Here is a 12,084-nt window from a genome sequence, read left to right as displayed (position 1 = left end):
GCGGGATTGTCCCGCAGCCGGTCATTCCGTTCGCGGGAAGTAGCTGATGACCTGGACGACGGCACCCTGCGGGTCCTGCAGCACGGCCATGCGGCCGATGGTCGGGATGTCGAACGGCCCGGCGCAGACCGTGCCGCCCAGGCTCTTGGCCTTCTCGACGGTGGCGTCGCAGGACTCGACGGTGATGTAGGCGCCCCACATGGCCGGGCCGGGTGCTGGCGGCGTCATGACGCCACCCACCGCGACGTCACCGACCTTGATGACGTGGTAATCGCCCTGCCCCATGTTCATCGTGTCGAACGTCCAGCCGAACAGGCTGCCGTAGTACTCGCAGGCGGCCTTGGGGTTGGGCGTGCCCAGCTCGTTCCAGCTGAAGGCGCCGGGGGTCATGTAGACGTCTTGATAGTCCTTCATCGCAGTCTCCGAGTGATGAAGCGGCGATCCTCCGAGGCGAATGTGACAGCGTCAAGTGACCCGAGTCACAGGCCACAATTCGCCCCATGACCGCGCTCAGCCTCGTCTTTCCCCACACCTTCGTGCCCTGGTTCCGCGCCGTGGCGCCGTACATCCACGCCTACCGCGGCGAAACCTTCGTTGTCGGCATGCCAGGCGAGCTGGTGGCCGCCGGCAAGCTCAATGCCTTTGTGCAGGACCTGTCCATCCTGCACGCCATGGGCATCAAGATCGTGCTCGTCCACGGTTTCCGACCCCAGGTGAATGAACAGCTCGCCGCCAAAGGCCAGACGCCGCGCTACAGCCATGGCCGCCGCATCACCGACGCCGTGGCGCTGGACTGCGCCCAGGAAGCCGCCGGCCAGCTGCGCTTCGAGATCGAGGCCGCCTTCAGCCAGGGCCTGCCCAACACGCCGATGGCCAACGCCACCGTGCGCGTCGTATCCGGCAACTTCCTGACCGCCCGCCCGGTCGGCATCGTCGACGGCGTGGATTTCCAGCATTCGGGCCTGGTGCGCAAGGTCGACGCCGCCGCCATCCAGCGCGCCATCGACATCGGCGCCATCGTGCTGCTGTCGCCCTTCGGCTTCTCGCCCACCGGCGAGGCCTTCAACCTGAGCATGGAAGACGTAGCTACGTCGGCGGCCATCGCACTGCAGGCCGACAAGCTGCTGTTCGTCTGCGAGGTGCCGGGCGTGCCCGAAAACCCGGATGACCCCGAAAGCGCCATCGACACCGAGCTGGCCGTGGCCGACGCCGACCGCATGCTCGCCAAGGCCAGCCAGACGCCCGAGCCGACCGACGTCGCCTTCTACCTGCGCCACTGCGCCGAGGCCTGCCGCGCCGGCGTCGAGCGCTCGCACATCATTCCGTTCGCCGTCGACGGCGCGCTGCTGCAAGAGGTCTACACCCACGATGGCATCGGCACCATGGTCGTCGACGAGAAGCTGGAGAGCCTGCGCGAGGCCAGTGCCGACGACGTGGCCGGCATCATCCAGCTCATCGAACCCTTCGAGCGCGACGGCACCCTCGTCAAGCGCAGCCGCACGGAGATCGAGCGCGATGCCGAGCTTTACACCGTCATCGAGCACGACGGCGTCATCTTCGGCTGCGCGGCGCTCTACCCTTATGTCGAGGCGCGCACCGCGGAAATGGCCGCGCTGACCGTATCCGCCGAGGTGCAGGGCCAGGGCGACGGCGACAGATTGCTGAAAAGAATTGAACAGCGCGCCAAGGCCATGGGCCTGGACAGCATCTTCGTGCTGACGACGCGCACCATGCACTGGTTCATCAAACGCGGTTTCCAGCAGGTCGATCCCGAATGGCTGCCCGAGGAACGCAAGCGCAAATACAACTGGGATCGGCGCTCTCTCGTGCTCGTCAAGAGATTCAACTAAGCCCATCGTCGCCACCCGAAATGGCCTGGGCGCTAAAGTGCCGGCCGTTTTCTCTTTTTGTGTCTCAGGAGTCCGTCATGCCCCGCGTCGTTCAATGCGCCTATCTGAAGAAGGAAGCCGAAGGGCTGGACTTCCCGCCCTATCCGGCTCACACCGAACTTGGCAAACGAGTTTGGGAAAACGTCAGCAAGGAGGCCTGGGCGGCCTGGATGAAGCATCAGACCATGCTCGTCAATGAAAACCGCCTCAACCTCGCCGACCAGCGCGCCCGCCAATACCTGATGCGCCAGGCCGAGCAATTCTTCTTCGGCACCGGTGCCGAAGCAGTGGCCGGCTACGTCCCGCCACCGGCCTGAGCGCCGAGCAGGAAAGAATTCCGGGCCGGGCTCATTCGAACGCAGGCCCGGCCAGGTGCACCAACAATCCGTCCTGGGCACCGGTCGTGACGCAGTGGCGGCCTATGTGTCGCCACTGTCGCCCTTGAACTGAATCGGGCTATTCATCGTGCGAACCGTGGCATTCGTCACGGGCAATACCTCCGGCACGGCCGGAGTGCGCGGTATTTCCGCTTCGCCACGCGCGCTGAAGCGGCGAAATCCACTGCAATCAAACTCCCGGCACGAATTCAAAACCCGTCGCTGACATCCAACGAAAACTCTTGCCTGAATTCCCGGTACGCGATTTAATTCAAGCGCGGAGATAATCGCTCGACTTCCCAGTCAGCCTCTCCAGGGCCTCGATGCCGGTCATCGAGAGTCTCACCGGTCAAATCGCAAGAGGAATAGCAGCATGTCCAATCTCAAGGAACTCCTGGCCCAGCGCGCTGCGCTGGATGAGCAGATCAGCCAAACCAAGGAGCGCGAGCGCAGCGAGGCCGTGGCCAAGGTCAAATCCCTGATGAGCGAGTATGGGCTGACGCTGGCTGACCTCAGCGTGCGCACCCCCAAGCCGCCCAAGGTCTCCAAGGTGGCCGCCAAATATCGCAACCAAGCCACCGGTGAAACCTGGAGCGGCCGTGGCCTGCAGCCCAAATGGCTCAAGGCTGCCGTTGCCGGCGGCGCCAAGCTGACCGATTTCGCCGTCTGAACATCATCAAGCTCATTTGGCCGCAAGCCGCGGCCACTTGATGCCCGCGCCAAGCGCAATTTGAAGAATCACCGCGACGCGCCAACAACAGCGCAGCACCCAGCAGGGCCATCTACGGGATGGCCCTTTTCTTTTGTGGCCGGCACCACGCCTAAACTGCGACATGCCTTTCGTCACGCTGTCCGGAACCAAACCTTGCGGGTTTTCCCCGGGTTCGTCCCATGACGAGGAAGACGAAATTGCTCGGATGCCCGTCTTACTCCAACTTTTCCATGACAGCTCCGCGGCAGCCGAGCGGTGGATTGCCCGGATATCGGGCTGAGCATGGACCTGCATTCCGGTACGCCTGATTTCAGCACCCACCAAGAGGGCGCTGATCTGAGCGTGCAACCGCCACCGTCCACCACCGTGCCGCCCGGCCCCCGCCGCATCCACGACCGCCGTGGCTGGCACCGGCTGCGCCGCGTCGGCCTGGCGGCGCTGGCCGGCCTTGTTGGCGGCGTGATCACCGCCTGGGGCCTCGCCGGGGACGCGCTGCCGCCGCTGCTGCGCCTGCCCCAGCCAGCCGGTGCGATGCCGGCCCAGGATCTGCTGATTCCCATGCTGTTGGCCGCCCTGGGCCTGCTGACGCTGTGGCGCCTCAGCGCCTGGGTGCTGCCCCTGGTGATGGCTGGGCTGCTGCTCGGCGGCGGCCTGCCCCTGCTCTTCAAGACGGCGCCCGACCCTGGCGCGGCGCTGGACCTGCTGATTTCAGCCCCGGTGCTGAGCGCGCTGGCCCTCCCCCTGCTGGCCATCGCGCTGAACAGGACGCTGCTGCGCCGCCTGCGCCTGACCGGCCGGCTGACGGGCTGGCGCGAGGTCGGCCTGTTCGGGCTGCTGGCGGGCGTTGCCGCGCCCAGCCTGGCCGGCCTGCTGGCGCTCGGTGCACTGCTGGGCGCGGGTCTGTCGACCGGCACTGCGGGCGCCGGCGCGCTGGAACTGGCCTTCACCTGGGCCCTGGCCTTGCTGAGCGCCGGCACCACCCTGCAGGCCAGCTCCCAGCGGCCGCGCCGCGGCAGCCGCCGCATGGGCCATGGGCTCGCGCTGGCAGCGGTTGCGACCCAGGCCAGCCTGGCTTGGCTACCGAGCGCCGGCCCCATGCAGTTGTTGCCGCATCTGCTGCTGTGCCTGCACGCGCTGCAGGCCTCGCCGCGCGCCAACGCCACCCTGGGCGCCGGCCTGCTGGTCATTTGGGCCGTCTGCGCGCCGCCCACGCTGGCCGCCTACGCGCTCGGCGCGGCGCTGGCCGTGCTGCCGCTGATCGTCGTCGCGCTAAGCCAGCAGCAGCTGCGCGACCGCGACGGCTGGCGCAGCGCCCTCGACGCCCAGGGCCTGGCCCTGGCCGAATGGCGCCTGCCCGAGGGGCGGCGCCACGCGTCGGCGCGCTGGATGGCGCTGACGACGTCGCCGGACGGCGCGTTGACCGGCAACGCGCCGCTGGACTGGATACGCCTGGCCCACCCGCGCGACCGCGAGCCGGTGCGCCGCGCGCTGCGCGAGATGCTGGGCGACCCGCTGCGCAACCACCTCGGCCTGTCGCTGCGCCTCGCCGCCGACGGAGGCGACTGGCGCTGGCACGAGCTGCAGGCCCACGTGCCGCTGCGCGACCGCCAGGGCCGGGCACGCGGCCTCATCGCGTCGCTGGCCGACGTCAGCTGGCGCCACACGGCCGAAGAACGTGAGCGCATGTCGGCCACGCTCTTCCAGCAGGCCAGCGAGGGCCTGGCCGTCGTCGACACGCAGTGGCGCGTCGTCGAGGTCAACCCGGCCTATTGCGACATCCTGCATGCGCCGCGCGAGGCACTGGTGGGCCGCCTGGCCACGCCGCTGAGCGCGGCCAACCTGCAGCGCAGCGGCCACGAACCCGCCGAGCTGCAGGCCGAACTGGGCAGCGGCATGACCTGGAGCGGCCAGTTGCAGGCCGAGCTGGACGACGGCGGCCGCCATGTCTTCGCGGCCAAGCTCAGCCCTGTGCCCGAGCCCGACGGCGTCAGCCCACGCTGGCGCCTGCTCAGCCTGACCGACCTCGGCGAGAGCCTGCGCCAGCAGGACCTGCTGCGACGCCGCCTGCGCTACGACCTCGCCACCGGCCTGGCCAACCGCGACGAATTCATGCGCCTGCTTCAGCAGGCCCTGTCCGCCGCCAACCGCGACGGCTTCAGGCTCGTCGTCGGCATCATCGACCTGGACGATTTCGGCCGCGTCAACGCCGAGCACGGCCAGCTCGTCGCCGATGCCGTGCTGCTGCAGCTCAGCGGCCGCCTGCAGGCCACGCTGCGCGGCTCGCGTGGCGCCGAGCCGGACACCGCCGATCAGCTCGCCCGCCTGCATGGCGACGAATTCGCCGTGCTGATGCGCGTGCAGACCCCGGAAGAAGCCCAACGCGGCGTCGACCGCCTGCTGACCGTGCTGTCGACGCCGGTCGCCATCCGCGAAAGCCGGGCTGGCAACGGGCTGGCCATCGAGATCGGCGCCAGCATGGGTGCCACCCTGTATCCGCAGGACGACGCCGATCCTGAGACCCTGCTGCGCCACGCCGGCCACGCCCTGTACCGGGCCAAGCACGCCGGCCGCGGCGGCATCCAGTTCCACGACCCGACGCTGGACCAGCGCGACGAGGCGGGCCTTATCGCTCTGGCCCGCCTGCAGCAGGCGCTGGACAAGGAAGAACTGCTGCTGCATTACCAGCCGCAGATCGACCTGCGCACCGGCCAGGTCATGGGCGTCGAGGCGCTGCTGCGCTGGCAGCACCCCGAGCGCGGCCTGCTGGCACCGGCCCATTTCCTGCCGCTGATCGAGACCACCGGCTTGGCCGTGCAGATCGGCGACTGGGTCATCGAGCAGGCCCTCGCGCAAACCGCGGCCTGGGCGCGCGCCGGCGTCAACAGCGGCCGGGGCCTGCCAGTCAGCGTCAACGTCGGCCTGCGCCAGTTGGGTCGCCATGATTTCCCGCAGCGCCTGCAGGAGCTCATCCAGCGCCAGCCGCCCGAGGTGGCCCATCTGCTGCACCTTGACGTACTGGAGGCCGACGCGCTGGCCGAGACGGCCGCCACCCAGGCGCTGATCCAGCGCTGCCTGGGGCTGGGTGTCGGCATCGCGCTGGACGACTTCGGCGCCGGCTATTCGCGGCTGTCGTCGTTGAAGCGGCTGACCGTCGACACCCTCAAGCTCGACCGCAGCTTCGTGCAGGGGATGCTGGGCGACGCCCAGGACCTGTCTCTCGTCGAAAGCGTCATCGGCCTGGCCCGAAATATCGGCTGCTCAGTGCTGGCCAAGGGCGTGGAGAGCCGCGCCCACGCCCGCGAACTGCTGCGCCTGGGCTGCCGCCTGGGCCAGGGCAATGGCATTGCCGCCGCCATGCACCCCACGGCCCTGCCAGGCTGGATGGATGCCTTCGGCAACGGCGACTGGGCGGGGCAACTTCGCAGCCCGTCCCAGGCCCCTCTTTAAACTCCGGGGGTGATCCCACCCGCCTTCATCCAAGACCTGCTGGCCCGCGTCGACGTCGTCGAGGTGGTGGGCCGCCATGTCGAGCTGAAGAAGGCCGGCATCAACCACAAGGGCCTGTGCCCCTTCCACGGCGAGAAATCGCCCAGCTTCATCGTCAGCCCCAGCCGCCAGACTTACCACTGCTTTGGCTGCGGCGTGCACGGCAATGCCATCGGCTTCCTGATGGAGCACACGGCCGCGACCTTCGTCGAGGCGGTGGAGGACCTGGCCCAGCAGGTCGGCATGCAGGTGCCGCAGGACGACCGCAGCCCCGAGCAGCGTGAACGCGCCAAGGCCGAGAAAGCCAGGCAGCAGAGCCTGACCGACGTGCTGGCCCGCGCGGCCGAGTTCTACAAGGCCCAGCTGCGCAAATCGCCGCGCGCCGTGAGCTACCTGAAGGGCCGTGGCCTGACCGGCCAGATCGCCGCCAACTTCGGCCTGGGCTACTCGCCCGAGGGCTGGCGCTCGTTGGCCAGCGGCTTCCCGAGCTATGACGACCCGCAGCTCGTCGAATCCGGCCTCGTCATCACGCCCGACGCCGAACCCGGCGAGGACGCCAAAAGGTACGACCGCTTCCGCGATCGCATCATGTTCCCCATCCGCAACGTGCAGGGCGAGGTCATCGGCTTCGGCGGCCGTGTGCTGGACAAGGGCGAACCCAAGTACCTGAACTCGCCCGAGACGCCGGTCTTCCACAAGGGCAAGGAGCTGTACGGCCTCTTCGAAGGCCGCCAGGCGATGCGCCAACGCGGCCATGCGCTGGTCGTCGAGGGCTACATGGACGTCGTCGCCCTGGCCCAGCACGGCATCGCCAACGCCGTGGCGACGCTGGGCACGGCTTGCACGGCCGACCACGTGCACAAGCTCTTCCGCCACACGGAATCCGTCGTCTTCAGCTTCGACGGCGACGCCGCTGGCCGCCGCGCCGCCGTGCGCGCACTGGAAGCCGCCCTGCCCCACGCAACCGAGACGCGCTCGGTCAAATTCCTGTTTCTGCCGACCGAGCACGACCCCGACTCCTACGTGCGCGAGCTGGGCGCCGAGGCTTTCGAGCGCTGCATCGAGACGGCGGTGCCGCTGTCGCGCCAGCTCATCGCCGTCGCAGGCGAAGGCTGCGATCTCGGCACGCCCGAGGGCCGCGCCCGCATGCTCAGCCAGGCCCGCCCACTGTGGAGCCTGCTGCCCGACAGCCTGCTGCGCCGCCAGTTGCTGGGCGAGATCGCCCGCCAGGGGCAGATGCCCGAGGCCGAGCTGCAGGCGTTGTGGCTGGGTGAACCCCCTCCTGCCGCTGCACCCGCCACGGAGGCCGCAGCGCCCGCGGAGAAGCCGCGCTGGCAGCCCAAGGCCGAATGGAAACCCAAAGGCGAATGGAAAGGCAAGGGTGACTGGAAATCGCGCCGCGATGCCGAACCCCGCCCGGCTGGCCCGCGTACCGCACCAGCCACGGCCACCGATCACGCCACCCGACTGCTGCTCCAGCACACCGAGCTGTGGGAGACGCTGGTCGACGAAGACCGTGCCCTGCTGCATGACCTGCCGGGGGTGCACGGCGAGCTCATTCAGTGGCTGGAGCGCCAGTTGACCCATCACGGCGCGATGCCGTGGGCCGCTGTCGAGGCCGGCTTGGCCGATGCCGGGCTGGACAGCCGGGCTGCACAGGTCATACACCCGGTCCACGACCTTGGCGCTGACGCGGATCCAGGCAAGGAGTTGACCGCGGCGCTTGCCAAGCTCCGTCGCGCCCAGATCGACGCCGAAATCGCCAGCCTGCTGGCACAACCCTCGCTCAGCGAGGCCGATCGCGTCCGCTACCGAGAGCTGCGTGCCCGTGCCGATGAGTTCAAGGGCGGAGGCGCGCAGGCGGCTTGACCAGCGGCCGAGCAGGCCTATTTTTGACCTTGGTATGAATTTGGCCGATAATCTTGCGTTTTCCGCGCGCGTCAACAAGAGTGACGGCAGAGAAATGCCGGACCCGGCCACCCAGCGACACTGGGTAACCCAATGAGGGTTTTAATGGCCAATACATCCGCCAGCTCTGCATACCAAACGATCACGCCAGCTTGTTCGCGCCACGCCAGGGTCCCTCGGCCGATATCCCCGATATCCGACTGACACCCCAGCGACGAAAGCCACCGCCCCCTGCCCCGCCGGTTTGATGCCGAGCCCGGGCTGGCAGCGGTGGCTGCTGCATTTCTGAATTGACCGCGCAAACCCGAAGGACCTGCATGACCGCCAAGAAGACCGCGCCCAAGGCCAGCCCCGCTCCCGCCGAAGAACTCAAGAAGAAGACTGCCGTGAAGGCTGCTCCAGAGGCATCGGCCAAGACCGCGAAGGCGGCAGCCAAGCCGGCCGCGAAAACCGCCAAGGCGGCCGTGGCCGACGAAGACAAGCCCAAGCGCGGCCGCAAGCCCAAGGCGGAGACCGAGTCGAAGAAGGCCGGCAGCAAGAAGGACGTCGAGGAAGACGTGGACCTGTCGGACGTCGACGCCGAGCTCGAGGGCGAGGTTGAGGCCGAGGTCGAGGAAGTCACCGCCGTTGCGGAAGACACGCCCAAGGCCAAGCCCCTGCGCATGAAGGTCAGCCGCGCCAAGGAGCGCGCGCTGATGCGTGAGTTCGGCCTCGAAGAGACCGCGCTGACCGAAGAGGAAGCCCTCAAGCGCCGCAGCGAGCTGAAGACCCTCATCAAGATGGGCAAGACGCGTGGTTTCCTGACGCACCAGGAAATCAACGACCACTTGCCAGAAAAGCTGGTCAGCGAGGAAATCCTCGAAGCCATCGTGTCGATGCTCAACGACATGGGCATCGCCGTGTACGAGCAGGCGCCTGACGCCGCCACGCTGCTGATCCAGGGCAACACGACGGCCACGTCGACCGAAGAAGAAGCCGAAGAAGCCGCGGAAGCCGCGCTGTCGACGGTGGACTCCGAGTTCGGCCGCACGACCGACCCGGTGCGCATGTACATGCGCGAAATGGGCACGGTTGAACTGCTGACCCGTGAAGGCGAAATCGAAATCGCCAAGCGCATCGAAGGCGGCCTGCAGGCCATGATGCTGGCGATCTCGGCGTCGCCGACGACCATCGCCCACATCCTCGAATTCGCCACCAAGATCCGCGCCGGCGAGATGCAGATCTCCGAAGTGGTGGACGGCTTCGTCGCCGCCGACGAGGCAGACGACTACGTCGCTGAAGAAGACTTCGACGAGTTCGACGAGGAAGACGACGACGACGGCAACGGCGGCTCCAAGGCGCTGACCAAGAAGCTCGAAGAGCTGAAGAACGCCGCGCTGGTGAAGCTGGACACCATGTCCGCCGCCTTCGACAAGATGCGCAAGGCCTTCGAGAAGGACGGCTACAAGTCGGTGCCGTACAACAAGGCCCAGCAGGCCATCAGCGGCGAGCTGATGACCATCCGCTTCACGGTCAAGACGATCGAGAAGCTGTGCGACATCCTGCGCAGCCAGGTGGACGACGTGCGCCGCTACGAGCGCGAACTGCGCAAGATCGTGGTCGACAAGTGCGGCATGCCGCAAGAGCACTTCATCAAGACCTTCCCGCCCAACGCGCTGAACCTGAAGTGGGCCGAGAAGGAAGTTGCTGCCGGCAAGCCGTACAGCATCATCCTGGCGCGCAACCTGCCGCCGGTGCAGGAACTGCAGCAGAAGCTGACGGACATCCAGGCCAAGGCCGTGGTGCCGCTGGACGACCTGAAGGACATCAACAAGAAGATGAACGAGGGCGAAAAGGCCTCTCGTGACGCGAAGAAGGAAATGATCGAGGCCAACCTGCGCCTCGTGATCTCCATCGCCAAGAAGTACACCAACCGCGGCCTGCAGTTCCTGGACCTGATCCAGGAAGGCAACATCGGCCTGATGAAGGCGGTGGACAAGTTCGAATACCGCCGCGGCTACAAGTTCTCGACGTACGCCACGTGGTGGATCCGCCAGGCCATCACGAGGAGCATTGCCGACCAGGCCCGCACCATCCGCATCCCGGTTCACATGATCGAAACGATCAACAAGATGAACCGCATCTCGCGTCAGCATTTGCAGGAGTTCGGCTTCGAGCCGGACGCGCCGACGCTGGCCGAGAAGATGGAGATCCCGGAAGACAAGATCCGCAAGATCATGAAGATCGCCAAGGAGCCGATCTCCATGGAGACGCCGATCGGCGACGACGACGACAGCCACCTGGGCGACTTCATCGAGGACACCAACAACACGGCGCCCATCGAGGCCGCGATGCAGGCTGGCCTGCGCGACGTGGTGAAGGACATCCTCGACAGCCTCACGCCTCGCGAAGCCAAGGTGCTGCGCATGCGCTTCGGCATCGAGATGCAGAGCGACCACACGCTGGAAGAAGTCGGCAAGCAGTTCGACGTGACGCGTGAACGCATCCGCCAGATCGAAGCCAAGGCGATCCGCAAGCTGAAGCACCCGAGCCGCTCTGACAAGCTGCGCACTTACCTGGACAACCTGTAATTCGCACTTGTCCGTGACGAAAGGCCGGCTCTGCCGGCCTTTTCTACGCCGGTACACTGAAAACATGACCGCGATTCGCGAACGCACCGTCCTTTTTGCCGACCTGCGCGGCAGCACCGGGCTGTACGAATCACTCGGCAACGCCGAGGCCAGCGGCATGGTCACGCAGACCGTCGGCCAGATCAGCGAGGCCGTGCTGGAGAGCGGCGGCCAGCTCATCAAGACGCTGGGGGACGGCCTGATGGCCGCCTTCGACACGCCACGCGATGGCGTGCGCGCCGCCCAGCGCATGCAGGAGATGCTGGAAAAGACCGTGCAGCGCGCCCGCCGCCAGAGCAACCCGGCCATGCTGGCCATGCGCCTGCAGGTGGCGCTGGCGCGTGGTGAGGTCGTCGAGCTGAACGGCGACTGCTTTGGCGACGCGGTCAACGTCGCGGCCCGCCTCATCGACCACGCCGGCGACGGCGAGATCCTCATCACGGCCGAGGTCCTGATCGGCCTGCACCATGCGTCCAAGGGGCGCTTCCGCAGCCTGGACCGCATCTCTGTGCGTGGCCGCATCGAGCCCGTGCATGTCTACCGCCTGGACGCGGCACCGCTGGTCAGCGCCGACGACACCGCCACGCAGTTCGGCGAGCCGATGCGCTCGGTCGAGCCCGATGGCATGCGCCTGGTCTGGCAAGACCTGGACCGGGTCTTCGACATCGGCGCCATGCCCATTGTGCTGGGCCGCAGCGTGCAGGCCACCTACTGCATCACCGATGCCCGTGTGTCGCGCTCACATGCCCGCATCGACTGGCAAGGCAGCAGCTTCGAGCTGACCGACCTCTCCTACAACGGCACCTACGTCCGCTTCGGAGACTCCGGCGAGCTGCTCAGCCTGAAGCGCGGCAGCTGCACCTTGCATGGCAGCGGCGTCATCGGCCTGGGCGGCCTGCCGACCGACGACCAGTCACCCGTCGTGCGTTTCGAGGTGCTGCACTTCTACGACACCGAGCCGCAACCTTTTGGCGGCCCACGCTCCCGGAGATGAGGCCCCTCGTCCAAGGAGTACCTTGGCCGGTCCCCCTAGGGGACGGCGATGCTTGCGGCGTTAAGCCGCAAGCACATCGCCCAGCCGGGCCGGCTTGGGAGCGGCCCGG

General features: G+C 67.3%; 8 protein-coding genes. 7 read left to right on the top strand and 1 reads right to left on the bottom strand.

What is annotated here, in order from left to right; translation table 11 throughout:
• Positions 1–21 precede the first annotated feature (21 nt).
• Positions 22–414 (bottom strand): VOC family protein, encoded by a 393-nt coding sequence (locus tag AC07V5_RS14805; RefSeq protein ID WP_495116435.1) that lies wholly within the window; start codon positions 412–414, stop codon positions 22–24.
• A gap of 86 nt (positions 415–500) precedes the next feature.
• Here AC07V5_RS14805 and argA point away from each other — a divergent pair, with 86 nt between their 5' ends.
• The 7 genes from argA to AC07V5_RS14770 all read left to right on the top strand — a co-directional run bounded on the left by argA (position 501) and on the right by AC07V5_RS14770 (position 11,975).
• Positions 501–1,850: an amino-acid N-acetyltransferase gene (gene argA, locus AC07V5_RS14800; RefSeq protein WP_495116434.1), complete on the top strand. Its 1,350-nt coding sequence runs from the start codon at positions 501–503 to the stop codon at positions 1,848–1,850.
• Positions 1,851–1,927: 77 nt separating this feature from the next.
• Positions 1,928–2,206, top strand: coding sequence for an oxidative damage protection protein (locus AC07V5_RS14795; RefSeq protein ID WP_495116433.1), 279 nt, complete (start codon positions 1,928–1,930; stop codon positions 2,204–2,206).
• Between the two features lie 433 nt (positions 2,207–2,639).
• Positions 2,640–2,936, top strand: a complete 297-nt coding sequence (locus AC07V5_RS14790; RefSeq protein ID WP_495116432.1) for an H-NS histone family protein — start codon at positions 2,640–2,642, stop codon at positions 2,934–2,936.
• A 324-nt stretch (positions 2,937–3,260) separates the two neighbouring features.
• Positions 3,261–6,425 (top strand): putative bifunctional diguanylate cyclase/phosphodiesterase, encoded by a 3,165-nt coding sequence (locus tag AC07V5_RS14785; protein ID WP_495116431.1) that lies wholly within the window; start codon positions 3,261–3,263, stop codon positions 6,423–6,425.
• Between the two features lie 9 nt (positions 6,426–6,434).
• The gene (gene dnaG / locus AC07V5_RS14780) at positions 6,435–8,333 is read left to right on the top strand and encodes a DNA primase (protein WP_495116430.1); all 1,899 of its coding nucleotides are present in this window, start codon (positions 6,435–6,437) and stop codon (positions 8,331–8,333) included.
• 356 nt (positions 8,334–8,689) lie between these two features.
• Positions 8,690–10,942, top strand: a complete 2,253-nt coding sequence (gene rpoD, locus AC07V5_RS14775) for an RNA polymerase sigma factor RpoD (protein WP_495116429.1) — start codon at positions 8,690–8,692, stop codon at positions 10,940–10,942.
• Between the two features lie 64 nt (positions 10,943–11,006).
• A complete protein-coding gene (locus AC07V5_RS14770; RefSeq protein ID WP_495116428.1) occupies positions 11,007–11,975 on the top strand; it encodes an adenylate/guanylate cyclase domain-containing protein in 969 nt (322 codons plus the stop codon).
• The last annotated feature ends 109 nt before the right edge of the window (positions 11,976–12,084 follow it).

It is taken from the genome of Roseateles sp. GW821-FHT02E12 (genome assembly GCF_059421665.1).
The sequence above is the reverse complement of the archived record's forward strand: the minus strand, read 5'-3'. Positions and strand labels throughout refer to the sequence as shown.